The 25,459-nt window shown below is 60.0% G+C and carries 18 protein-coding genes; 11 read left to right on the top strand and 7 right to left on the bottom strand.

From position 1 onward, the window contains the following. Both QFZ60_RS11235 and QFZ60_RS11230 read left to right on the top strand, forming a co-directional pair. Nucleotides 1-1,134, top strand: coding sequence for a sensor histidine kinase (locus tag QFZ60_RS11235; protein ID WP_307090568.1), 1,134 nt, complete (start codon nt 1-3; stop codon nt 1,132-1,134). Continuing rightward, nucleotides 1,131-1,799, top strand: coding sequence for a response regulator transcription factor (locus QFZ60_RS11230; RefSeq protein ID WP_307090565.1), 669 nt, complete (start codon nt 1,131-1,133; stop codon nt 1,797-1,799). The genes QFZ60_RS11235 and QFZ60_RS11230 overlap by 4 nt, the downstream gene beginning before the upstream one ends. A 115-nt stretch (nt 1,800-1,914) precedes the next feature. Here the strand turns inward: QFZ60_RS11230 and QFZ60_RS11225 are convergent, their stop codons facing one another. Further along, the gene (locus QFZ60_RS11225) at nt 1,915-4,554 is read right to left on the bottom strand and encodes a glycoside hydrolase family 3 N-terminal domain-containing protein (RefSeq protein ID WP_307090563.1); all 2,640 of its coding nucleotides are present in this window, start codon (nt 4,552-4,554) and stop codon (nt 1,915-1,917) included. Nucleotides 4,555-4,598: 44 nt separating this feature from the next. Beyond that, nucleotides 4,599-5,774, bottom strand: a complete 1,176-nt coding sequence (locus tag QFZ60_RS11220) for a glycoside hydrolase family 1 protein (RefSeq protein ID WP_307090561.1) — start codon at nt 5,772-5,774, stop codon at nt 4,599-4,601. Nucleotides 5,775-6,268: 494 nt separating this feature from the next. Here QFZ60_RS11220 and QFZ60_RS11215 point away from each other — a divergent pair, with 494 nt between their 5' ends. The 5 genes from QFZ60_RS11215 to QFZ60_RS11195 all read left to right on the top strand — a co-directional run bounded on the left by QFZ60_RS11215 (nt 6,269) and on the right by QFZ60_RS11195 (nt 13,956). After that, nucleotides 6,269-8,629: a glycoside hydrolase family 2 TIM barrel-domain containing protein gene (locus QFZ60_RS11215; protein WP_307090558.1), complete on the top strand. Its 2,361-nt coding sequence runs from the start codon at nt 6,269-6,271 to the stop codon at nt 8,627-8,629. A gap of 31 nt (nt 8,630-8,660) precedes the next feature. Continuing rightward, the gene (locus QFZ60_RS11210; RefSeq protein WP_235509913.1) at nt 8,661-10,922 is read left to right on the top strand and encodes a glycoside hydrolase family 3 C-terminal domain-containing protein; all 2,262 of its coding nucleotides are present in this window, start codon (nt 8,661-8,663) and stop codon (nt 10,920-10,922) included. Between the two features lie 154 nt (nt 10,923-11,076). Beyond that, nucleotides 11,077-12,699, top strand: a complete 1,623-nt coding sequence (locus QFZ60_RS11205) for a DUF5597 domain-containing protein (protein ID WP_235509914.1) — start codon at nt 11,077-11,079, stop codon at nt 12,697-12,699. 148 nt (nt 12,700-12,847) lie between these two features. Beyond that, a complete protein-coding gene (locus QFZ60_RS11200) occupies nt 12,848-13,681 on the top strand; it encodes an SDR family oxidoreductase (protein WP_235509915.1) in 834 nt (277 codons plus the stop codon). After that, nucleotides 13,681-13,956 carry a hypothetical protein gene (locus tag QFZ60_RS11195; protein ID WP_056394322.1) on the top strand — a complete coding sequence of 92 codons (276 nt, stop codon included), beginning with the start codon at nt 13,681-13,683 and terminating at the stop codon, nt 13,954-13,956. Before QFZ60_RS11200 ends, QFZ60_RS11195 begins: the two co-directional genes overlap by 1 nt. Nucleotides 13,957-14,864: 908 nt before the next feature. Here the strand turns inward: QFZ60_RS11195 and QFZ60_RS11190 are convergent. From QFZ60_RS11190 to QFZ60_RS11180, 3 genes are all read right to left on the bottom strand, one after another. Beyond that, nucleotides 14,865-17,399, bottom strand: a complete 2,535-nt coding sequence (locus QFZ60_RS11190; protein WP_307090554.1) for a glycoside hydrolase family 78 protein — start codon at nt 17,397-17,399, stop codon at nt 14,865-14,867. A gap of 119 nt (nt 17,400-17,518) precedes the next feature. Next, complete coding sequence (locus tag QFZ60_RS11185; RefSeq protein ID WP_307090551.1) at nt 17,519-18,973, bottom strand: MFS transporter; 1,455 nt, start codon at nt 18,971-18,973, stop codon at nt 17,519-17,521. Nucleotides 18,974-19,181: 208 nt separating this feature from the next. Continuing rightward, on the bottom strand, nt 19,182-20,708 hold the full coding sequence (locus tag QFZ60_RS11180; RefSeq protein WP_082581905.1) for a glycoside hydrolase family 43 protein: 1,527 nt from the start codon (nt 20,706-20,708) through the stop codon (nt 19,182-19,184). A gap of 470 nt (nt 20,709-21,178) precedes the next feature. On the opposite strand from QFZ60_RS11180, the gene QFZ60_RS11175 reads away from it, so the two are divergent. The 3 genes from QFZ60_RS11175 (at nt 21,179) to QFZ60_RS11165 (ending at nt 22,961) form a co-directional block, all read left to right on the top strand. Further along, complete coding sequence (locus QFZ60_RS11175; protein WP_235509916.1) at nt 21,179-21,820, top strand: plasmid pRiA4b ORF-3 family protein; 642 nt, start codon at nt 21,179-21,181, stop codon at nt 21,818-21,820. A 163-nt stretch (nt 21,821-21,983) separates the two neighbouring features. Further along, complete coding sequence (locus tag QFZ60_RS11170; RefSeq protein ID WP_307090547.1) at nt 21,984-22,202, top strand: helix-turn-helix transcriptional regulator; 219 nt, start codon at nt 21,984-21,986, stop codon at nt 22,200-22,202. Between the two features lie 630 nt (nt 22,203-22,832). After that, the gene (locus QFZ60_RS11165; RefSeq protein WP_268760865.1) at nt 22,833-22,961 is read left to right on the top strand and encodes a hypothetical protein; all 129 of its coding nucleotides are present in this window, start codon (nt 22,833-22,835) and stop codon (nt 22,959-22,961) included. A gap of 126 nt (nt 22,962-23,087) precedes the next feature. Here the strand turns inward: QFZ60_RS11165 and QFZ60_RS11160 are convergent, their stop codons facing one another. After that, the gene (locus QFZ60_RS11160) at nt 23,088-23,381 is read right to left on the bottom strand and encodes a hypothetical protein (protein ID WP_056394336.1); all 294 of its coding nucleotides are present in this window, start codon (nt 23,379-23,381) and stop codon (nt 23,088-23,090) included. A 223-nt stretch (nt 23,382-23,604) separates the two neighbouring features. After that, nucleotides 23,605-24,831: an alpha/beta hydrolase family protein gene (locus tag QFZ60_RS11155; protein WP_056394339.1), complete on the bottom strand. Its 1,227-nt coding sequence runs from the start codon at nt 24,829-24,831 to the stop codon at nt 23,605-23,607. Nucleotides 24,832-25,147: 316 nt separating this feature from the next. Here QFZ60_RS11155 and QFZ60_RS11150 point away from each other — a divergent pair, with 316 nt between their 5' ends. Then, nucleotides 25,148-25,450, top strand: coding sequence for a hypothetical protein (locus tag QFZ60_RS11150; protein WP_307090544.1), 303 nt, complete (start codon nt 25,148-25,150; stop codon nt 25,448-25,450). Nucleotides 25,451-25,459: the final 9 nt, after the last annotated feature.

Genomic DNA, 25,459 nt, shown 5'->3' with positions numbered 1-25,459 from the left:
ATGACTCTCACTCCCCGGCCGGGTTCTCGGTGGGAGGTTGCGCTCGATGCGGCTGCCGTCCTCGCCTTCCTGTCGGAACTCATGAGAGGAGCAACGGGCGGAACCTATGAAGGTGTCGTCCTGGTGGCAGCAATGCTCGTTGCTGCCACCTGGCGTCGGAAGTTCCCGGCCTCTGCCGCTGGCGCGGCAATCATTGCCAGTGCCTTGGTGGCGGGCGTTCCCGGAGCAGCGATACCTGTCTGGGTTATAGCCCAGGTCTGTATTTTCTCGCTTACGCTGCGCCGTTACGGTGCGGCATCGGTTGCTCTCCCGGTATTACACGCCTGCACCCTTTATGTCGGCGGTCTGGTCTTCTTGCGGCTCGAACCCTTTGATGTGGTGTCGTTGAGTTTGCCGGTATGGACGGCAGCTGCCGCTTCAGCCGGGTACGCTCTGCGATCCCACAACGAAACAATTTCTGCTCTCCGGGATAAGGTCGCTGCGTCGGCCGCGGCGAAGGACAGCGAAATCCAACGCAGACTCGGCGAGGAACGAATCAGAATCGCAAGGGATCTGCACGACGCCGTGGCACACAATATCGCCATTATCAACGTCCATTCAGGCGCCGCTGAGAAGGCGCTGGATCAGGACCGAGAGCGGGCGAAGGAATCACTCGAACAGGTGCGGGCGGCAAGCAGAAACGTGCTTAGGGAGCTCCAGGACATACTCCTCATTCTCCGTTCCGCCGGCCATCGGGACGATGCCGGACCCATCCCCAGCGTTGAAGGCATCCCGGCCCTGTTGGAGAGCTCACGGGAACTGGGCCTTGCAATCGATGCCACCATCGAACCGCTGCCTGGTGTTTCTCCAGCAGGGGAGGCCGCGCTGTATCGTGCGGTCCAGGAAGCACTTACCAACGCCCACCGGCACGGAAACGGGCGGGCACACCTTGTACTCTCCGCGCGAGATGGATCCGTTGTCCTGACCATTTCAAACACCTACAGGCTCGGTCGTGACCGCCAGGGCGGCTATGGCCTGATAGGCATGCGGGAACGAGCCGAATCCGCAGGCGGCGACCTGTATACCCAGGATGAAAACGGTACCTTTCTGCTGAGGGTCACTCTGCCGGCCATCAAGACGAAGGAGAGAAAATGACGGCGGTACTCATCGTTGATGATCAATCCATGATCAGGGCCGGCCTGCGCGGCATCCTGGAGAACTCGGGAATCACGATTGTGGGCGAAGCTTCTGATGGACGTGAAGCTGTCCGCATGACCCGGCAGCTGAAGCCCGACCTGGTCCTCATGGACCTGCGAATGCCTGTTCTCGATGGCATGGCCGCAACCCGTGCCATACGCAGCGATGAGACCCTCGCGGAAGTTAAGGTTCTCGTCCTCACAACGTTCGAGGGCGACAAGGACGTCATCGGAGCCCTTGGAGCCGGTGCATCGGGGTTCCTGAGTAAGGGCGCAAGCCCTGACGAACTGGTCGCGGCTGTCCTGGACGCCGCCGCGGGGCAAACGACCCTGTCGTCAACTGCGGCGTCCGCAGCCATCCGCCACATTTCTGCCACAGCGCAACGGCCACCGGCTGCGCCCGACCCGCAGTTACTTCGGCTCGTCAGCCAACTAACGCCCAGGGAGCGGGACATGGTGGCTGCTGCTGCCACCGGCATGGACAACCCTGCCATTGCCCGCGAACTTCACATTTCACCGTTAACGGTTAAAACGCATCTCAACCGGGCGATGACAAAGTTGGGTGCAAGGGACCGTGGACAGCTTGTCGCTCTGGCGTTTAAATCCGGAATAGCCCAGGTATAGCCTCACGGAGTGCGGGCAGGCAGGAGACCTGCCGCCGCTGTCCTGTCTCCGGAATCACAGGGAAACAAGTGGGAGCCGGTCCGAAAGGACCGGATCCCACTTGTATAGTGCCTTGCTAGATGGCGACCCGCGTCCCAGCGTTCTGAACTTTCGCCACCAAATCATCGACTACTGATTCTGGTAGCTGCCCTTGGCTGTAATAGGCCATCTGTGCGAGGGTCATTCCCATTGCAGGGGCGAGCATCTCTTCGCTTGCCCCGCCCATCATTGCCCGCAGCAGCTCGCCGCCCACAGGGTGGTCGAGCCAGTCACGAATCGTGCTTTCGGCCGTCACCGGGGCGACGTCCAAGGTGTCCACATTCTTCGCTGCCGCGATTTGGGCGGCAAAGTCCTCGTACGACCCGGTCTCCACCAACACGGTGCTGAAAAGCTGGCGGTTCGGTCCCGGAAGGTGATCCCTGCCTGTCAGCGCTACCTTGGTCTGCAGGGGCGTGTCCGCTGACGAGCCTCCTATGTAGAAGCGGATGAGGCCCGGCTCCACAACCCAGCCCTGTTCAGCATCCCACAGCGCGAACATGCTTGCCGGGATGCTCACGGTGATTTTTGCGGCCGTCCCCGGGTCCAGGGAGATCCTCCGGAACGCGACCAGGACCCGCCCGCGCCGGGCGGTGCTGCCGATAACATCCCGGCCATACACCTGGACGACTTCCTCGCCAGCGCGCTCTCCGGTGTTGGTAACGGTAAACGTCAGACGGATTGTTGATTCGGTTGCTGCTTCGTGCGCCTCCGCCACCAGATCCCGGTAGGCGAACTGGGTGTAGCTGAGCCCATGTCCGAAGGGGAACACTGCGGTTGTCTCCCCATTGAAGTAGGAGCTTGGCTGCAGTGTTCGCCAGTAGGGGAGCGGGGCTGAGGCAGCGGACTGCAGCATGGACATCGGCAGCCGCCCGGCGGGGTTCACGTCACCGAAGATCACCGAGGCCAGCGCGTTGCCAGCTTCTTCACCGCCAAAGAAGGAGGAAATTATTGCCGGCACGGCTTCCGTCATCCACTTCAGTGCGTAGGGGCGTCCGTGGCTGAGTACCACAACGGTCGGGGTACCGGTTGCCGCAATCGCTTCCACCAGTTCACGCTGCACTCCGGGCAGGGTGCAATCCGTGCTGTCGATTCCCTCACCGACGGTGCCATAGGAACCAATACCTGCCTGGTCCCCGACCACGACTACGGCCACATCTGCTGCCTGTGCTGCGGTGGCTGCTGCGTCGAACCCGGTTCTGTCTTCTGCGGCGACGGGGCAGCCCCGTTCGTAGAGAACCGTGGTGTCGTTGCCCGCACGACGCTTAATGCCTTCAAGGAAGGTAACTACGGGAACCGACTCGACCAGCAATTTTGCCTCGTCCGCGCCGGCCGTCGCTGCCTCTGCGTTCTCGAGGCGCGCCTGGGGGTCAGCGGCCAGGGCGAAGCGCTTCGTCATGCTGTCGAGCACCTGGTAGCTGTAGTTTCCGAGCTGGCCCATCGGGCGGTCAGCGTTGGGACCGATCACCGCAATTGTGCGTACCTTCCCGTCGAGAGGCAGCAAGGGATCAGCTCCGTTAACGGGCTTATTCTGCAGCAGGACGACGGCTTTTTCGGCCAGGGTACGGGCTAATGCCCGTTCGTGCGGTGAATCCAGGGTTTCCGGAACCTCATCCAGGTTCGTGTAGGGCTGCTCGAATAGACCGAGCCCGAATTTCGCCCGAAGGACGTTGGAAACTGCCCGGTCCAGATCGGCTTCAGCCAGCACCCCGTTCCTGACAGCTTCAACGATCCGCCCGGAGTTGACGGCGTTGTCCAGGTCCAGGTCAACGCCCGCCCGCAGGGCCTGGGCAAAGGCCTCGCTGCTGTCCGCGACGGTCCCGTGCTTGGTGTAGAGCTGGGACACCGCATTGAGGTCAGAGGTCACAAGGCCTTCGAATCCGTAGTCACGGCGCAGCAGGTCCTGCAGATACTTTTTTGAACCAGTTACCGGAACACCGTCGAGTGTATTGTAGGCGGGCATAACGCCCTTGGCCCCGCCGACGCCGATCGCCATTTCGAAGGGCACCCCGTGGACTTCTCTGAGCTCGTTTTGGCCGATCTGCGCCGGGTCGGTATTCCGCCCGCCGTCGCTGGCACCGTAACCGATAAAGTGTTTCAGTGTCGCGATGACGGGCGCATGGTGGTCGGTATCCTGCAGCCCGCGGACAAAAGAGGTTGCCATGGATCCTACGAGGTAGGGCTCTTCGCCGTATGTCTCCTCCACACGTCCCCACCGCGGGTCGCGTGCCACGTCAGCCAACGGGGAAAGAGCCTGCCGCACTCCGATGCGCGCCATTTGCGCGCCAATGGCCCGGGCCATTTCTTCGACCAGTTCGGGCTCCCAGGTGGCAGCCTGGGCGATGGCGTCGGGATAGGTGGTTGCGTCCCGCACTTTCAGTCCGATGAGCGCTTCCTCGGCCAGCAGGACCGGGATGCCCAGACGGGTATCCTCTATGTGCTTTCGCTGAAGTTCGTTGCCTTTTTCTGCGGCTTCGCGGGGTGGAAGGCCCAGCGTCGACAGGGCCGCTGTCGCACTGCCCCATCCGGTCGGGGGCGGGTTGTGGACATCAACGGCTGATCCAAAGGGGGACGCAGTCTGGGCGGCCTTTTCCTCCAGCGTCATCCGTCCCAGCAGATCCTGCACCCGTTCCTCGATGGGGAGTGCCGGATTTTGATAGGGGTGCACTTCGGAAGTCATAAGACGTTCGCTTTCATTGGTGAGGGTTCTGTTGGCTGTGGTGGTCACAGTGCGTTCGCCGTCGCGAGGGCGCCCAGGACATGAAGGCTCGGCTTGGGAATGCGTTCGAAAGTCTCCCGATTCACTGCAACGAGACCAAAAGTCGGTGCCCAGCGGCCCCACTCGAAGTTATCGAGCAGGCTCCAGTGGATGTATCCGAGTACGTTCGCACCCTCCGCCATGCAGTCCCGAAGGTGGTTCAGAGCTTCATTGATGTAGGCGATCCGGCGTTCATCGTCTGCTGTAGCAATGCCGTTTTCGGTGATCACGATAGGTGTATCCGGCAGGACCTCACGGGTGTGCCGTACCGCGATGCCAAGCGCATCCGGCCGATATGCCCAACCCATAATGGTGTTGTCGGGGTGTGGCGGGTGGCGAACGATTCCGTCGGCGTCGATAGGCTGACTTGTGTATGACTGAACGCCGATGAAGTCATCACCCCTTGCCGCTTCCAAGTACATGTCCTCGAAGAGGTACTGGATCTCCGTGTGCTTGTCCTCAGCACCGGGTGTCACCGTAAAGGCCTGGTTCGCGACCGTCCAACCGACTTTGGCGGTGGTTCTGCTGCGAACGATCTTGGCCGCGGCCTGGTGTGCGCGGATCAGTACGCGGCCGATTTCCGGGTCCGGGAGGTAGCTCTCTTCCGGGTCATACACCTCTCCAGCGACGGCCAGACGGCGCTGCATGCCATGGTTGATGGCAACAACGTTTGGCTCATTGATGGTGCATACCCACTCGACGCCCTCAAGGATGGTGCAGGCCTGCTCAACATAGCGGGTGAAGAGGTCCACGGCGTCATCGGCCAACCATCGTTGCTCGTCGAACCACAGGGGATGTGTGAAATGGTGCAGGGTCACCACGGGTTGAAGTCCGAGACGCTGGCACGCCTCGATCATCCGCCGGTAGTGGGCCAGTTCGGCTTGTGAAAACCTGCCTGGGCTGGGTTCGATGCGGGACCATTCAAGGCTGAAGCGGTAGGTGTTGAACCCCGCCTCAGCCAGGAGTCGCATGTCCTCTTCATACCGGTGATAGCTGTCGAGTGCGTCACCGCTGAATTCCACACCGTGCTCGGCTGCGTCGAGCTCGAGCTTCCAGAAGTCATTATTGATGTTGTTGCCTTCCACCTGGTGGGCAGCTGTCGCTGCCCCCCAGAGGAAACCGTCGGGGAAACTGCGTGACATGGTTGGCTCCTTGCCGGTAGGTCTGTTCTGTATCCGCCTGCAGCGCGATGTATGCAGGCAACGCATCTTGCTGCACTCCGAGGCAGGGAAGGGAACCGCTACTGGGGGCGGATCCGGAGAATCAGCGGGGATCCGCCGAAGCTCCCTGGGGTGCCCGGTCTTCGGGCCTGGGGAAGAAGCTCGTTGGTCATAATGGCTCCATTGGCATCCGGTGACTGACGCGTTCTGGAAAACGCGGACCTCTGTGTCATTCATAGCGAGGGTACTGCGCCTTTTGACGCGCGTCAATGCAACAGTGCGGCCATTGACACGCGTCAATTGCTGTGCTTCGCTGGTCTGAACCAATAGCAAGACTGCGGATTTCAGTGCCCGCAACCGGAAGGACAAAGATGACCCTGGCGTCGCGTGTTACAGAGATGTTGGACCTGGACGTTTGGGAGTTTTCCGTCGGAGCCTCCGACAGTTGGTCCTTAGTTCGGCTTCCTCACGATGCCATGATTCACGAACAGCGCCGGGCTGATGCAGAAGGAGGCGCTGAAGTTGCCTACTATCCGGGCGGCCGGTACGCCTACAGGACAACCTGGCGCGCCGGTGTGGACCCGGCGCCTAACGTTGCGTTGCGGTTTGAGGGCGTTCAGGGCGATTCCACTGTCTCAGTGAACGGCACACCTGTCGGGACGCTTAGAAGCGGTTATACGGAATTCGAACTGTCGATAACCGATCATGTTCTGTGGGGCCAGGATAATGAGGTCCTTGTCGACGTCGACAACTCTGCCCAACCTGCAAGCAGATGGTACCCGGGGTCAGGCCTGTACCGTGCCGTGTCACTCGTCTTTCGGCCAGCGGTCCATTTCGCTGCGGACGGTCTGCAGTTGCGGACGAAAGCGACCTCAAATGAGGCGGCAATTGTCGAAGTCGAATACGTACTGGTGAACGCCGACGCGCACGATACCCAGGTCGTTATCGAGCTTTCGCACGAAGGACAAGTCGTTGCCGCCGGCGCCGGTGGGGGGAGCACCGGTGCTGTGGCCCTGCGCATCGACCACCCGCATGTTTGGTCGGCGGAAACGCCGCACCTCTACGAACTTGCCGCGCGCCTCGAACTGGACGGCTCGGTCGCTGATGAACGACGCGAAATGGTGGGTCTGCGGACAATTTCCGTTGACACCCATTACGGGCTGCGGATCAACGGCACAACTGTCCTGCTACGTGGTGCGTGCATCCATCACGACAATGGGGTCCTGGGAGCCGCAACCCACAGGGCAGCAGAGTACCGCCGCGTCCGGCTGCTCAAGGCGGCAGGCTTCAATGCAATCCGCAGCGCACACAATCCCATGTCCAGGCACCTGCTGGATGCATGCGACGAACTGGGCATGTATGTGCTCGATGAACTGGCCGACTATTGGGTAGTTCCGAAAACCAAGCATGATGCCTCATGGCGTTTCCGGGACACGTGGCGGGAGGACGCGGACCGTATGGTCGAGAAGGACCGCAATCGCCCCTCCGTGATCATGTACGCCGCCGGCAATGAGATCCCGGAGACTGCCACGGCCGAAGGTGTGGCGCTTACCCGCGAGATTACGGAATACCTCCACTCCATTGATCCTGACCGGCCGGTGACACTGGCTACCAACCTATTCCTGAGCACCCTGGTGTCCATGGATAAGTCCCCCTATAAGGATTCACCTTCGGTTGAGGGCGAATCCTCCATCGCGGGGTCTACCGAGGCGAATGTGATGATCAACCAGATTGGCCGCATGATGGATCTGGTCTCACGGCTTCCCCGTGCGGACAGGGCTACCCGGGACGCGTTCGCGGCCGTGGATGTGGCTGGTTACAACTATGGCCTGGGCCGTTACAAAGGGGACACGCGCCGGTACCCGGAGCGTGTCATCCTTGGTTCCGAAACCCTGCCCGGCGATGTTGCACGTGCCTGGCACCTCGTACAGGAAAACCCCGCGGTCATCGGCGACTTTGTCTGGGCGGGTTGGGAGTATCTGGGGGAGGCCGGAGTAGCCGTGTGGGTGCCCGGGAAACGCGCCGGCTTAGCTAAACCCTTCCCATACCTAATTGCAGGTCCTGGAATGTTCGACCTTATCGGGCAACCGGACATCACGTTGCGGCTCGCCCAGGCAGCATGGGGTTGCCTGGACGCTCCAGCCATCGGCGTACGACCCGTGGACCGCAGTGGCGTTGCCATGGTGAGGTCAGCGTGGCGCGCTACCGACGCCGTAGAAAGTTGGTCCTGGCGAGGATGCGAAGGACGCAAGGCAGATGTTGAAGTGTACTCCGCAGATGACCACGTCGCCTTGTTCCTCAACGGCCGCCGCATAGCCCGCAGACGGGCAGGGCGAAAGCAGGGGTATCTTGCCAAATTCACCGTTCCCTACGAACCGGGGAATCTGACCGCGATTGGGTACCGCAACGGTTCTGAAGTGTCGCGCACAGAGCTCAGAAGCGCCAGTGGAGAACTTGGACTACGCGTCACGAGCAGTGCCGGCACGGTTATCGCGGACGGTGCGGATCTTCTCTTCGCCGACCTTGCTATCACCGATCGCAGTGGAGTGGTGGAGATGCTCGCGGATGAACAGGTGGTTCTGGACGTTACGGGGCCCGGAGAACTCATCGGTTTCGGAACTGCAGCGCCCGCCTCCGAAGAGGCCTTCACGGGCAACACCCGCACGACATTCCGCGGACGGGCCTTGGCCGTCATCCGCCCCACCGGAAAGCCAGGACTCATCACAGTCAGTGCCCGATCACAAACCTTGGGTGCCGCCGATCTGGTAGTTGAAGCGATCGTGACCGGTTCCTTGGAAGAATCTACCGACCTCGCCGCAGGCGCGCTCACCAGCTAACCCATAACCTCGACCTCGGAAAGTTCTGTCAATGACCAATCAAACACAAGCCCAGACCGGCGCCACTGTTGATACCAGTGCCATGACTGAAATAGCTGGCATGCCTGCCGACCGAAAGGCCTCCCTGCTGTCCGGGCAGAATTTCTGGGAGACCGAACCCATCGACGAATTGGGCCTTCCTGCAGTGACCTTGGCCGATGGAACCTACGGATTGCGCCACCAGTCAGGACGCCACGACCACCTCGCAATGTTCGAAAGCGACCCAGCCACGTGTTTCCCTCCCGGCGTCGCGATTGGCTCCAGCTGGGACCCGGGTATAGCGTCGCGTTTGGGCTCCGCCATCGGCAAAGAGGCCCTCGCCCAAGGCGTACACATTGTCCTTGGTCCGGGAATCAACATAAAACGCTCCCCGTTGTGCGGACGAAACTTCGAATACTATTCGGAAGATCCTCACCTCACCGGGGTACTGGGATCCGCCTTCGTTAAGGCCCTCCAGTCCGAAGGCCCGGGAGTCTCGGTCAAGCACTTTGCAGCGAACAACCAAGAGACGAACCGGCAGACGATCAGCGCGGACGTTGATGAGCGGACGCTTCGGGAGATTTATTTACCGGCTTTTGAACGGGTTGTCACAGAAGCACAACCAGCGACCGTCATGGCGGCCTATAACAAGATCAACGGACAGTTTGCGTCGGCAAACCCCTGGCTGCTGACCGAGGTGCTTCGTGATGAGTGGGGTTTTTCCGGAGTCGTTGTATCCGACTGGAACGCTGTAACGGACCGCGTGGCAAGCCTTCGGGCAGGATTGGACCTCGAAATGCCAGGAGGTAGCGCCGCGCATGACCACGATGTTCGTGCAGCGGTGCGCTCAGGTGAGCTGGACGAACATGAGCTCGACGAGAGTATCGCCAGGATTGCCGCACTGGCCCAGTACGTTCCCGAATCAACGACAGATATCGACTACACCGCCCAACATCGCATTGCTCGAGAGCTTGCAGCCGACTGCGCGGTCTTACTGAAGAATGAGGCTCAAACCCTGCCATTGAAAGCAGGCACCCGCCTCGCAGTCATCGGCGAGTTCGCTGCCAAGCTCCGTTACCAAGGCGGAGGCAGCGCGCATGTCAATGCCACCCACCTGGACCAGCCCCTTGAGGCTATACATGCCCTCGCAGGAGAGCATGAGGTGACGGTGACCTATGCACAGGGTTTCGCGATCGGCGGTGATGAAGACGCCACGCTGCGGCAGGAGGCCCTTGATACGGCCCGGCACTGCGATATTGCGGTGATCTTTGCTGGCCTGGACGAAGTGGCTGAGTCCGAGGGGATGGACCGCGAAAACCTCGATTTGCCTGCGGCCCAATCGGAGCTGATCGCTGCGGTAGCTGCCGTCGCACCCCGTACGATAGTCGTCCTTTCCAATGGCGGCGTCGTCTCTCTGGAGGGGTGGCATGACGACGTCCATGCCATCCTCGAAGGTTTCCTGCTGGGGCAGGGAGGTGGGCACGCAATTGCCGATATCCTATTTGGCCGCACGAACCCTTCCGGGCACCTGGCGGAAAGCATCCCGCTGCGGCTGCAGGACCACCCCAGTAGCCTGAACTTCCCGGGCGAACGCGGGCACGTCAGGTACGGCGAAGGCGTGATGGTCGGCTACCGCTACTTCACCACCTTCGACACAGCTATCCGATACCCGTTCGGTCACGGCCTTTCGTACACCTCTTTTTCCACTTCAGCCCCCCGGGTGACAGTGACATCAAGTGAAGACGTCACAGTCAACGTCGATGTACGAAATACCGGAGACAGGCCCGGCAAGCACGTGGTTCAGGTCTATGTCGCAACCCAAGCCGGCCCCGTGCGACGTCCGGCACGGGAACTGCGGGGGTTCGATAAGGTGCACCTCGAACCCGGCGAAACGAAGACTGTCACGATCGACCTTCCACGACGGGCCTTCGCCTACTGGGACATCCAGTATCGTCGCTGGGTTGTCGCCCCAGGTGAATACCGGATTCAAATTGGCACTGATGCCCACACCATCCTGCATGACGAGAGCCTCACGCTGACCGGCGACCTTATCGTCACCGAGCTCACCATGGAGACCCCCATGGGTGAATGGTTTGAACACCCCCAAGTGGGCAACCGCGTCATGGAAGCACTCGGATTCAATTCGGTCGAAGTCTCTGCCGAACACCTGGCCATGCTGTCGTCCATGACCATGACCCAGTTCATCAACATTTCCGGCGTGCCGGTTCCAGAGGAAACCCTGGCGCACCTGATGCGCGACAGCCGCCCGGCCTGAAATCCCCAGAACCAGGAATGGAAAGCCCAGTCAACGGTTATCGGGCGCAATCCCGAACAGGCGTCCAATCGCACTGGCCAAGACCGTTCTCGCTTCAGGTAGGACCCAACGCCCAAATCCGTAGCAGGCTCGGCTTCGCCAATGGAGCCTATTAGTGGAAGAAACCAACATGCATCAAACTCCAAGCACCGTCGTAGACCAGTGGACAGGCCCCTACCTGGCAGTCGACGGCCAGCCGTTCCTGATCGTTGGCGCCGAAGTGCACAACTCCAGTTCAAGCACCCTTGAAGCGATCGCGAGTTCTTTCGCAACCATTAAACTGCTTGGCGCCAACACGGTACTTGCCCCGGTCGCCTGGGATCTTTTCGAACCGGAAGAGGGCAAATTCAACTACACCCTCATCGACGCGATGATCGCCACAGCGCACGAGTTCGAGCTGCGGCTGATTCCGTTGTGGTTTGGTTCGTGGAAGAACGCCGCCTCCACCTATGCACCGCACTGGGTCAAGAAGGACGTAATGCGCTTCCCCCGGGCTGAACTGGCTGACGGACGCCGCATCGAGCACGTTTCCCCGTTCTCGTCCGAGGCGAAGGCCGCTGACTCCCGGGCCTTTGCCGCGCTTATGCAGCGGCTCTCTGACACCGACCATGAAGGCACCGTCCTGATGGTCCAGGTCGAGAACGAAGTCGGACTCCTCGGAGCATCCCGGGACCACTCGCAAGCAGCGCAAGCGGCTTTTGAAGGGCGCGTACCCGCTGCAGTGATCAAAGCCGTCTCGGCTGATTTCGGCATTCCGGTCCATCAAAACTGGCAAGAAAACGGATCCCGAACCGAAGGCACCTGGAAGGAGGTGTTCGGTGAAGGAGACCGTGTGGACGAGGCCTTTATGGCAGCTGCATATGCTTCCTACGTGGATGCTGTCGCCTCCGCGGGAGCTCAAAACCACAGAGTTCCATTGTTCGTAAATGCCTGGCTGGATGCAGACAGCGTCCTGGACGGCCCAGTCCCACTCGCGGGCGGCAAGCGCCCCGGTGAGTACCCGAGCGGAGGACCGGTCGCCCCGGTCGCCCCGATCTGGGATTCGCTGGCCCCAGCTCTGGATTTCCTCGCCCCTGATATGTACGTAGATGACGCCGAGCCTGTCTTCAGTGCCTTCTCCGCCAGGAAAGGCCGGCTGTTCATACCCGAATTGCGGGCCGATACAGTCGGCATCGCACAAATGTTTTCCGCAGTCGGCGGCCACCGTGCACTAGGGGTATCCCCGTTTGGCGTCGATGACATGGACCCGGACGCGGACAGCAGCACGGGCCTCAAAGACGCCTATTACCTGCTCTCGGCGGCGGCTGCCATTATTCGTACGAACCCTGAAGCCCGGATGCAAGGCTTCGTGCTTAACGACGAGACTCCGTCAGCCTCTTTCCAGTTTGGCGAAACAGCGCTTCAGATTAACACCCAGTCCGACTGGAGCCCGGCACTGCCCACCTACCCTGCCTACGGGTTGGTCATTGAGGACGGTGACGGGGCTTTCGTCATCGGTCGCGGTTTTTGGGTCACGCCCTTTGCCGGCGAAGGAGCCCCAGTCTCCTTCCTTTCGGCAGCCGAGTATCGGCTGGAGGCAGGTGAACTGATAGTCACCCGCCGTATCAATGGTGATGAAACTGCGTCGGGGACCCTGGTTCCTTTCCCGTTCGTGGGCACACCTCCGATGTCGGACAGGGCTATCCCCACCAAACTCCCTGAAGCGGGAATCGTTAGGTTCAGCCTCTACACCTACTGACCTCCCGCTCTGCACAAGACCGGGGGCCGGGCAAGGGTACGCCCTGCAAGGGGAACGTCGGACAGGCACGCCCTGAAGTCGCCGGCGACACGTCCGCCCCCGGTTGCAGGCGGACCTGGGACACATATCAGAGATCAATGTCCTGATAATGCACCCCAAAGCACTTAATTCATTCGACAGAAAGGCCAGCGACATGCAGGTTTACGGCAAAACGTTCGTAGTGACGGGTGGCGGCAACGGCATCGGCCGCCAAGTAGTGCTGGGGCTCCTCCGAAAGGGAGCAACGGTTTCCGCCGTCGATCTGAACGCCGATGCGCTCGAAGGAACACAGGCCTTGGCAACCGGAACAGGCACACTGAGCACCCACGTGGTAAACGTGACTGACCGTCAGGCCGTCGCAGCGCTACTCGAAGACGTCACCAGCCTCCACGGCCACGTCGATGGCCTCATCAATGTAGCGGGCATCATTCATCGCTTTGTGCCTGTGGCTGACTTGTCATTTGAAGACTTTGAGCGCGTAATGAACGTAAATCTCTGGGGCACCGTGAACATGTGCAAGACGTTCCTGCCGGCCTTAAGGTGTCGTCCCGCAGCGGCCATCCTTAACGTATCCAGCCTCTCAGCCTTGCTCCCATTCGCCGGCCAAACATTCTATGGAGCGACAAAGGCTGCTGTTAAGCAGTTCAGTGAGGGTCTTTACCAGGAATTGAGCGGCACGGCTGTTGCAGTTACGACTGTTTTCCCGGGAAACATCAGCACTGACATCAGCGGAAACTCAGGGGTCAAAGCGATCGACCCCAAAGGCAGAAAAGCACCTTCCACCACGCCCGAAGCAACTGCGGCCAAGATCATCCAAGGCCTGGAGAGGGGCAGCTTCCGAGTGTTGGTCGGCACGGATGCAAAAATACTCGACGCAGCCGCGCGGATGTCATCCCGTATTGCGACCGCTTTCATCGGGCGCCAAATGAAGTCGGTCTTGTGATGGTGTCGGACGCGGGCTGGCAGCCAGTTGACGACTGGACCGTTCTCGCAGGCCTGGAGGTGGAGGTTTGGGACAAAGACCGCCTTGTGGACCAGGGAACCGTAGATACAGTCACCGCGGATGGCGCAATTTTCTGGCTTAAGCACTACGGCATTCTGCAGCGCAGGGCCATTGAGAAGGTTGACCACCGCTACGTGAAGGTAATCCCGGTCCCGCAGATCATGGAAGGAACGCTGCGGGACGACCATCCGGTGACCGCCGCTACTGGCAACTAATGGCGGTCACCGGCTAATAAGCGCATGAGAGGACTGTTCTCCCCGCGAAGGGGTCGGTCGTCTCCTGTCGCCGGTCCGGGGACTAAGACCATGAGACGCTCGCCTCGACACCGGGCCCCTCGGCAGTGATGGCAACCCGAGGGCTGCAGGCGGGCGCTTTCAGGCTGGCCCCTCACTCCTCACTCGGCGGCTATAGCCTTCAGCTTCGGCTTTGTTTGAGGAGCGTCTTCCTCCCCACTGCTCGCCTGCGACGACGCATCCCGAACCCTTCTTCGTCCCGAACGTCGCCATGGCAATAAAACATCGAACGCGATCTGCGTTAGCCGCTACTGCCTGCGAACAGGCATTGGTAGTGCATGAGAAATCGAAGTTGCCCTCCGCGCGCAGTGCAGCTGCTTCCGCTATCTCGACAAGCCAGCGTCCCTCCCGCTTGGCAACTGGGGATGAACATCGGCGAAGTGTGAAAGCGTCCGGGTCGTTCGTCGCACCTTCCCGCACACGCGTAGGCAATCCAACGAGGTAGCAACAGGCTCATCGACCAAAGCAATCTGTCCCTGTGACGGCCGCCAGGATTTTCAGGCAATGCGTTGGGCCGCTGGCTTCTTGGTTCCTATGTTGGGATAGCAGCTCGAGGAGTACTGCGTTCTCAATGGTAATTTTCATATCTCGGCTTACCGGGACCTGGCACAAATCCCCTCCTTGGTTCGCAAAGATTGGACCCGAGAGTTTCGGCAGCAGGGATCGCGCGAAAAGAGTGGTCCCTTACCTCGTTGACTGCGCCAGGGACATCGCAAAGCACCGGATATCGGTGGTATTCAGTGACAGCCAGGCTTGGCCTCATGATCTTTGTGAGGCCGAAGCGGCCACCGTCGAACCAGTGATGGTTCGGCGGTGGCCGCTTTGATGACTCAGCCTGCCAGTGCCGCTTGAAGATCACCCCTGAGACCTACTGGGGCTCCCGGCATACTCTCGAGAATGGTGTTCACAGACTCTGGCCTGCAGTCCAACTCCGTCGTTTCAACGGGGAAGTGAGGAAGGTGCTTGGTGATGGCCCGAAGCACGGCATCCCAGACCTCCGGATGCTCGGCCACTTTCATCAGCGGTGAATCCAGAGTGAACGACGGGCGCTGGCCGTACGGTTCAGCAGCTTGGTACTGCCACTTGTGGTTGCCCGAACTTACGTCTTCGACGGCATTTTCCGGATGCAGGGGAAGGATGACTGTTGCTGTCGCACCTGCCGGTATCTGCGCTTCCACAGTTACTACATCGGATTCGACCTGCCACATGACTTCGGCGCGGCCCCGCGTGGTTTCATGCGCTGTTCTTGCCCATGTCAGTCCTCCTCCGGGCTGCGGAGCAACACGGATGTGTTCCCACCCGGGCGACAGGCGTTCCAGGCCACCCACGACGCGGTGCAGCCAACTAGCCACGGCACCAAGCGCGTAATGGTTCAGGGAGGTCATCCCGGTCGAGTTCAGAGTACCGTCGGGACGGATCGCGTCCCAGCGTTCCCAGATGGTGGTCGCACCCATGGTGACCGGGTGAAGGAATGAGGGGCATTCCTTTTCCAGCAGCAGCCGGTAGGCGGCTGACAGGTGTCCTGTGCTGCTCAGGGCGTCTGTGACGAGGGGTGTTCCCGCAAAACCTGTGGATATGCGGTACTTGGCCTTCTTTACGATTTCTGCCAGGCGGTTGCCGGCCACTTGCTTTTGGTCTTCGTCGAGGATGCCAAACATGATGACCAAGGCGTAGGCGGTTGCAGATTCATTGACAACACGGCCGGCCGGTGTGACGTATTCGCGACGGAATGCGCTGAGGACGCGTTCGTGCAAAGCACGGAATTCGGCTTCGTCCTGCCGACAGCCAAGTACTGCCGCAGTTTCTGTCATTTCCCTGGTGGTCTTCACCAGGTAGGCCGAAGCAACCAGATACCGATCTGTCTTCCCCCCCGCCGCATTGGTGGCAGGTGCGTCTGGATCCAGCCAGTCGCCAAACTGAAAACCCGCAGTCCATAGCCCCTGCTCGTCAAGCAGCGAACCGATCTGGCGGATGAGGCTGGTCATCGATTCGTAGCTGCTGCGTAGGATTTCCGCGTCGCCGTACTCCTGGTACAGCTCCCACGGCAGACTCACGGCTACGTCGCTCCAGAGGGCTGTGGGTGCCGAAGGGCTGGTCATAACGTCAGGTACGGTCCAAGGAACGTCACCGGTTGCCTTCTGCTCGACGGCCAGATCTGCGAGCCAGGACCCAAGCACCCCCCGCACGTCATACAGGTAGGTTGCGGTCCTTGAAAAGGCGTTCAGATCACCGGTCCAGCCCATTCGTTCGTCTCTTTGCGGGCAATCCGTCGGGACGCCAACAAAATTGTCGCGCATCGACCAGACCGTATTCTGGTGGAGTTTGGTAACGAGTTCGTCGGAAGTCTCGAACCAGCCGGCGCGTGGCATGTCGCTGTGAACAACGACGGCCTGAAGTGCGTCCGCCTCCAGCTCACCGGGCCATCCTTCGACCTCTGCATATCGAAAGCCGTGGAACGTGAACTGCGGCTCCCACACTTCCTCGCCTTCACCGCTAAGAGTGTATCGATCGGTCGCCTCAGCAGTACGGTTCGTCTCCCGCTCCAGTTCCCCGGACGGGGTCAGGACCTCAGCATGGCGGAGCGTGATCACTTTGCCGGCCTCGCCAGAAACTTTGATTCGCACCCATCCTGAGATGTTCTGACCAAAATCAACGATTGTTGTCCCGGAGTCGGTGACGCGGAGTTCGACGGGTGCGAGTTCTTCAATGCGCCTGATGGGTGGGAAATCAGCAACCACCAGGGATGACAGGGGCCAGTCGACTGGCTCGATCGCCGCCCATTCGACATCCTCGAAACCGGCTTGTGTCCAGCCCTCGGGTTCCATTCGGGCGTCGTAAGTCTCGCCCGCATAGATCCCATTTGCACGAACCCCTCCGGATCCCACCCGGAATTCGTCGTCAGTTGCGATGACCTCCGTCCGGTCAGGATACTCAAGTTCCACCTGAGCAAAGAGCGCGGGCCGGTCCGAGTAGTTGTGGCGCAGGTTGTCCCATGTCAGAGCCCCTACAGCCCAGCCCTCACCGACAACGGCGCCGAACGCGTTGGCACCCGGGGCAACAAGCGAAGTTACGTCGTAGGTGCTTACTGCCAGGCGGTGCCGGTACGAGGTCCACCCTGGTGCGAGAACTTCGTCCCCCACCCTTGTGCCGTTGATGTACGGGACCACGATACCGAGTGCCGTTACACGTAAAGTAGCGCGAATAGGACGTTCTGCAAGCTCGAATTCCCTCCGGAAGTATGCTGCCGGATCATCAGCGTCCGAGGCTTTCGCCGGGCCGACAAAGGTCCCGTGCCATTGGCGTATTTTTCCGTCGCCTTGTTCGTCGCGGTCGGTACCGGGAGGTTCCGTAACGATGCTAGTCATCGAGAGCCTTTCTCCTGCTTGGCTGTGTGTTTAGGTGGCCCAGTGAGAAACGTTTGTTCTGGGTGCCGGGAATGGTCATTGAAGGAGGCGCGGACCGACGTCCGCGCCTCGATGGATTGTTATCTCGCCCCACGCACCCGGGCAGCAGTGATAGCAGCACCGAGGCTGAGAAGGCCGCCAACGATGAACAGCGCGGTGTAGTTAGCCCCCGTACCGCCGATGGCGAGGACCAGGGGTGCCATGACGGGGCCCACAGTGCTGGCGAGGCTTCCCGAGAGGAAGTAGATGCCCATCCATTTGCCGTTCTCATTCCCCTTCGGAACAACGTCTGCCGCGAGTGCCAGGTCTACCGAGTTGAAGGCTCCGACACCTGCTGACAGCACAACACCGCCAATAATGTAGGTGAGAAAGTCCGGGGAGATGGCAATCGTGATGGAACCAGCGGCGATCATTGCCGAGGACAAGTAGATAAACGGCTTGCGGCGCCGCAACCGATCAGACAAGTAGCCGCCGCCGAGGGTGAACAGGAGCGTCCCGAGAAGGCTGAGGCCGCCGACCGTTGCCATCTGCTGGCCTGCGGTCTCAGGGGTGAAGCCCATACGGTCCAACAGGAAGTAGAACTGGTAGGTCGAGAAGAAGGAGAATCCGATATTGAGTGCGAACTTTCCCACCCAAACCCATGCAAAGTCCCGGTGCTTTTTAGGGTTGAAGGCGAGGTGGCGGAAAATGTCCATCAGCGAACCGATGCGGGCTTCCTTGGGGGCAGGGGCATCGGGCACGGTCACCAGCCACAGTGCCGCCGCGACGGCAAACACTGCCACGGGCGCCAGGAAAAGGAGCAACAGGTTGCTCGTCAGGAAGCTGCCCGCCAGAGTTGCCACGACTCCGGCAACTGATGCTGCCACGCCGCTAAGGGAACCCAACCGGCCGCGCTGGTAGTCCGGCACGCGTTCGGCGAGGGTGGGATTTAGGGCTGCGCTGATTGCGCCGCCGCCGAGTTGGGCGATGATCCATCCGACGATAATGACCCAGACGTTTGGTGCTAGCGCGATGATGACGGCACTTACGAGTGAGAGTGCAAAACCCACAATGATGTAGGGCCGGCGACGTCCCCACCGTGTGCGGGTGGCGTCGCTGAGGACACCAAAAATTGGACCTGTCACGAGGCTGATGAAGCCGCCGATGCCAATAATGAGGCCAAGAGTCGCCTCTTTGGTCCCGGGGTCTATCAGCTGCACTTTATACGCGAGGCTGAACAATGTAGGCATGAACAGGACAAGGAAAAACCCGAAGTAGGTCAGCGCGAAAACGGTGGTGAACCACGCCCCGACCTTGGGGATAGCAGGCGCTTCTCCGACTGAATTCCGGGTTTCCGGGTGCTCTGCCAAGGCCTCGGCAGTGACACTCTGGGGTAACGCGCCCGGAACGACGTGGCTGGTGGATTCTGATTGATCTTTCATGACGGCTCCGTTGACATCCAAATTCGGGGGCGGCAAGTGCCACCACCGGACTACAGGAATATTGTAATTGACTCGTGTCAATGGTTCGCGGAAGGTCCCCTGAATAGGGGACACGACCGCATGACACGTGGGTAACGGCGGCACCCGTCGGGGTGCGCACCTCAGGACAAAGGCACACGCGGGAAAGGCTTAACTTCCGGCGACGCCCTTTACTTGGCTTCCCCTTGTGGCTTGCACTTTGGACCGCAAGGAATTGCCGGGTATTGATATCACATCGCGCAGTCGGGTTTGGGGTCGCGGCGCTGGTGTTGTTTTTTGGGGGCTAAGCTTTGTTGGCTCCGGATGCTTGAAGTTCCCGTTCACGCCCGGGGGTGCCCGCGTTCTCCAAAGTTAGATAGGAAATGCGTTTGGCGACAATCGCGCCGGCTGTCGGTTCGATACCGAATGTTCGTCCAGTGAAACCACCTGCTACTTCCGTCGACAGGTAACGTCCGTCCAGGGTGGCAAGGACTTGTTCGTCTCCGCCCGCCGTCAGGATGGAAAGCTCAACAAGGTCCGGTTCGTGGGCTGGATAAAGCGGGTTTTCGTCCGGTTCACGAACCGCGATCCGCAGAGTGACATTGCGGCTGTCCTCTATGGCCAGGTGGCCCAGAGAGGCGATGGAGGGACCGATAGCTGCAACGGCTTCGGCGCCCGTTTCACTAACCATGAGTCCGTACCAATGGGCACTATCGATTCTGAGAAGGAACCGGCAGGAACCGGCACTGACGTCGATTGTCGCTTCTGCAATCCATTCCCTATCGCGCGCCCTGGCCAGAAGCATGCCTTGAGGTTCATCTTCTTTAGGCGCATCGATCCTAATTCCGGCCGGCGTCTGACTTGAGACAACCTTCTGCAGATGCACGTTCGGCGAAATCCATCGCTGATCCAATTTCTGGGAGTCAAAATTGTCAACGAAGGAGTGCGTAGGAGGCGTTGGGGTGAATCTCTCCTCATCAATAACGGGCCACCCGTCGATCCACTCCACGCCCGCTAGGAACGTTTCGCGGCCGTTGACATGGAACATGGGGCTACGCCCCCGCGGCCGGACGCCCAGATAGACCATCGCCCAGGAGCCATCCTCCAACTCCACCAGGTCTGCGTGGCCCGTATTTTGTACAGTGGCGCTTGTGCTGCGGTGCGTCAGGATCGGATTGCTTGGCGCCGGCTCAAAAGCATCTTTCAGGGTTCGAGAGCGCGCGACGGTGACGGCGTGTCCCCGCTCCGTGCCCCCTTCAGCCAGGAGCAGATACCACCATCCATTCAGACGGTAAAGGTGCGGACCTTCCGGATGGGACAAACCAGTACCCTGCCACAGAAGTTTTGGTTCGGACAGCATGACACCGGTTTGGGGGTCAAGAGGTACGCTCGCTATGCCAAAAAGACCTGGCACGGACGACACCCACGTCAAGTGACAGACGCCGTTCTCGTCCCAGCACAAATCCGGGTCTATGCCGACAGCTCCTTCAACATAGACCGGCTCCGACCACGGGCCCGCAGGGTCCTCGGCCGACACAAGCAGTTGTCCCCGCCCGTACTCTAGAACGTTCGTGGTTACCAACCAGAACTTGCCGTGATAGCGAAGAGTCGTGGCGTAGACACCAGTACTGGGCGGAGCCATCCGGACATCAAGCTGACTCTGTCTATCGAGCGCGTTGGTCAACGGCGTCCACGTTGTCAGATCGGCACTGCTGTGAATCGGAGCTCCTGGCGCAAACTCAAAGCTGGAGTTGGCGATGTAGTACGTGCTGTCACGCCGGCAAATCGACGGGTCCGGGTAGAACCCGGCAATTATCGGCGTGCTGCTCATTAAGACTCCTAGAAGTGATGGGAGTTACATAGAATCAGGTCCATTGTCGCGTGTCAATAGGCTCATTGAAACGAATCATTTCGCGCTTAACCTCCTTGGGGCATATGTCTCTGGGCTTTAAGGAGCTTTTCCTCATCGGACAGTGTCTCCAGCCACTGCCCTTGGACCGCGCCATAGCACCAAAGGTTTCATCACGCCACCGCGGCTTTACGCTCCATCGACCCCGTATCCCGCCCACAGTCTCCAATCTCCTGCTTATTGACTGCGGCCGCCAACCGCTGGCAACTATCAGAGACAGGACCGATCTGAATCATTCCAATTCGTCACGGGGAGGCGGGAGTTCCAACCATCCACCCCTATTCCAGTGCCTCAAACGCCGATACGGATCTTTCGTCAAGCTATCGGCCGAGGCTGGGGGAGAGGTCATGCCTCTTCTTACTAGGGCTGTGAGGCCTGTAAAAATGGGTGCCATGGACAAATTTGAGGCCACGTCGGGTATGGGACAGGACTCTGTCCTGGAGGTTCGCGTGGCGCTGGTCGACAGCGAACCTGAGATCTGGCGTCGATTCGAACTCCGGGGCTCGCTGACTTTAGGCCAGGTACACCGGGTCCTGCAAGCAGCATTTGGCTGGGAGGACGCGCACCTGCACAGGTTCGTAGCAAGCGACCCGTTCGCGCCGCTGCGGCCAGTCGACGGCGAATTTCCGGAGGTCCCGCAGTGGCTTGCAGGGCAGCAGTGCGAAGAACCGGGCGACAGGCCTGAGGAGGAATGTTCCCTGGATCAGCTGCTCGAGCTGGGGTCAGGCGAAGCGTTTTACGAGTACGACTTTGGTGACAGCTGGCTTCACCGGATCGAGCTGGTTTCCCGCCGGTCCGTGGGCGAAAATAATCCGCCGGCCCGGCTGATCGACGGCGCCCGGCGCGGCCCGCTGGAAGACTCCGGAGGTCTCCCCGGTTACGAGGAGATCATGGATGCCTTGGCCGACCCGTCGCATCCTGACCATGCCGAACAGGCCGCATGGGTGGCCGACATGACTGGATCTGCCGAACCATTTGACCCAGCCTTTCTGGACATCCCCGCCGTCAACCGGGCGCTGACCGGTCACTTCTGACTTACGGAAGCCGGGATTAACTCCACGAACTGTGGCAGGAAACAGCCCCCTCTAACGGCACTCCCCCCCTGGTCGAGAGGGCCGATAATAAAGATTTCGTCAGGCCAGAGTCAAGGAGTTGGGGGAGCGGGCCTCGACACTGCTGCACAGCAGGCAGGGCAGGGTGATCATTGACGCGCCCAGTTCTGCAATTCACAATATTCGTGTCAAACACAAACAGCCCTTACCGGGGGTGGATGTGCAAAACAAAGTCCGTGATTTCCGCATCGCAGCCGGAATGTCGCAAGGTGAGCTGGCCACGGCCCTGGAGGTTTCGCGGCAAACGATCCAATCCATAGAGGTTGGCCGCTACCTTCCTTCCCTTCCTTTGGCTCTCGCCTAAGGTCGCTATTTCCGGCGACCGGTGGAGGAAATATTCGATCCCTGCGGGGGACCGTCGTCAGTAATGGATGCAGGCGGACCTCAGTCCACAAAGTTCCCTGACCTAGCAACCGGTGCGGCCGAAGGCCGCTGATCTTCGATGTTCAGCCGCTGCGGTCAGATGCACGTTTCTCTCAACTACCGAGCATCCGGCCAAAACGCCGATAATGGATATTCCGTAAAGCTGGTGGTGTTAGCTGACTTGGGCAAGGCTGACTGGTTGGTCAGGCTGGGTGCTCATGGCCGACGGCTACAGCAACGGGTGAACTCTGAGAGAGCGGCTATTTCCTGGAGGGCCCAGCCAAGGATGGTGAGCTGGTAGTCGTCTCGTTCCTTCATTCCGTGCAGGTACACATCAAAGTCAGCCGAGGTTGTCGTGCCGCCGTTGGCCAATACTTCATCCAAAGTTCGTCGGCGGTGGTTTCGTGTTTCTGGATCATCTCCAGTGCTGGGGTCCGCGGATCTTCCATAACGGTCCCCTCGTTAGTGTCCATTGGCTTTGCCGACCCCTTGGTAAGCATGATCGGTTGCCGCCGCTGGTGGAGCTGGTACTTACCGGGGCTTTCCCGGAAGCCGGGCACCAATTACTCCTGTGCTTACCAAAAACAAGCGCGGCCTCGAGCATGCACTCGCGGTCGGCACTTTGGACGCCAGGACTGCAGTGATTGTCTCGGCCAGCAAGAAGTTTTCCCACAAGAACATGGGACGGCCCACCGAGTAGGTGCTTGCTGACGTCCCGGAGTCTCTCGCTATCGCTCGCGATGCCTCAAAAAACGTCTCTGCAGCAGAACCGGACTGACTGCGAAAGGCTGAGTAGGGCGGCAATCGAGATATCTTGCTGACCAGTTCACCTTCCCGGGACTTCATAAGAGGACTCTTGAGTGACGCCGCATGGAACGTCTTGATCGACGCGGACGGTGTATTTGCCGTAATCGCGTTGCACGACGATAATTCCCTGCTTGAGCTCCAAAGCGGCGGGTATGAGCATGGCGACCGCATTGTTGAGCTTTTCGTCCCTGCTCCCAGGCTCCTCCACAGTGATCACTTCAACGGAAAGAGGGAGCGGCCAGTTCGGGAAAAGGTTGCCGCCCATAATCGGGGAGGCATCGCTGACTACCGACAAATGCGAATTTTGGGACATAACTTCTCTTTTACGGGATCGACAGGGGTGCACGGGGCTTCCTGCAGGACAGGATGAGCTGCCTGCAGTCAGCTCGTCAAAACGCAATCCTCCACGCATTGGACTCGACCTTGAGTCCTTGGGCTTGTCCTACGACGAATTCAAGGTGTCTGGTCGATGGCCGTCGAATTAGGCTGTAGTGGGCCGTGCAGGATGCTGTTCGGGCGTAGCGAATGGGCGCGTGTCAGCGGTTGAAGGTGACGGTTGTAGTGCTGTGCTTCGTTGTGGCCCCTAGGGTGTATTGCTGCTGTTGATTTGGTGGCCCCTGGGGGACGCTGAAGGTGATAGCGCCGTTTTTGTCTGGCTGGACGCGGGTGGGCTTTCCATCGATTGTCACAAAGACAGGCTTTGCTCCGCTAAAGAGGGGCGGCGTGGTGATTGTTGTGGTGCCGCTGCCGGTGATGGTCAGTCCATTGGCGCTGACATCCTCCAGGGTCAGGAATTCCAGCGGCCGTTGCGGGTCAGCGGTGATCTTCCATCCGTAGATATCGAAGCTCGGCTCGATGGAGGTGTGATCGAATACCGTTGGTGCTGTGGTGCGCCTTGCGAAGACGTTTTGGAAGCGTTCAATGGCTTGGGCTATCTGGTACTGGAACTGGGCAGGACTGTGGCACCCCCAGGATTCGTCCTGCCATCCGTGGCTGATGTCGAGGGCGAGGAGGGTCTGATGCAGTCGGACGCTTTCCGGACGTATGACGCCCGCTTCGGTAGCGCAACCCGAGGAGTCCGCTAGTCCGGATTCCCGCACGAGGTCGGGCACACCGTTGCCGGTGAACAGCTGCAGGTCTACACCGCGCAGGTTGCGGGCTAGGTCGGTTGGGTTATGCCCTCGCCACCTGACTTCTTCGGTCGCGCGGGGTCCGTAGATTGAGTCCGGTGCAGCACCCTGCAGAGTCGGGCTTGCCGTAATCGCGCCCGCGCCGGGGGCCCAGTTACTGTCAACGGCACCCGAGAGGCTTGCCGCGGCAGCAAATTTGTCTGGGTGGCGTGCGGTGAACATGAGGGCTCCGTAGCCACCCATGGATTCGCCCATGATTGCCCGGTGGGCACGGTCAGGGATCGTGCGGAAGTTAGCGTCAATGAGAGGGATGAGCTGATTCATGACGAACGTCTCATACTCCGGCGGGCCTGCGGTGCCCGTGTTGAACCAATCGCTCCAATAGCCGCTGTCACCCCTGGGGGCAACGACGATTGAAGGATACGACGCAGTCAACGCCTCACCGTTGTATATGGTCCTGAAGGACATTTCGTCATGTGTGGTCCCGGCAGTGTAGTACGTTACCGGCCACTTTTTCGTACTATCAGCGTTGTAGCCGACAGGAAAGATGACTTCCACCAGCGCCGGGGCTGCAAAGGCATCTGTGGCTACCGTGAGCTGGAGGGTTCGTTCTGTAAGCCAACGTTCTCCCATGATGTGGGGGCCTGAAGCGGACACTGTTCCCGAAAGCGGCGGCGGAGCATCCGCGGAAGCAGGTATGGCCGGGGCGAGAAAGGCTGTTGCAGAAAGGGCCGCGACTGCAACAACCTGGCTGCACCGGCCTGGCCAAGCCGGGGTACGGGGAATTCTATACATCGGGATCCTCATCAATCAGTTAGCGATAACAGGGACGCTATTTGGAGCGGACATATATAGGCCGATGTACCGGTCTAGAAGCTTGAGCGAGCTATTCGTTGGACGTTGCCTTTATGGTTGCCGGCGACCTGACGAAACCAGCCGGGACCACGGGGTGTGCCCTGATGATGAAGTGCTCCGGACCGAGGTCGGTGACCAGGATTCCTATGTTGTTCCGCTGGGCCGCATCGGCTACGCGTTGGATGGCTGCGTCGAGTACCTTTCCAGTTTGTGCTCCTTCTTTGACGGTGACTTCGACCATCCCCTTGGGTCTTTTCCCTGGTTTTCCTCGGCTTGGTTGGGTGGGGGAGTGAAAGCTGTACGTCCGGCGTGGAATGAGTTGCGTTTCTGGATCGGGCTGAGGTTGGGCGGTTGTGTCTCGGTGGTGGTCATCGGCGTTGTTCTTGTCGTGTTGTGAGCCGGCGGG

Source organism: Arthrobacter sp. B2I5, assembly GCF_030816735.1.
GTDB lineage: Bacteria > Actinomycetota > Actinomycetes > Actinomycetales > Micrococcaceae > Arthrobacter.
This window is presented reverse-complemented; position numbering and strand designations above follow the sequence as displayed.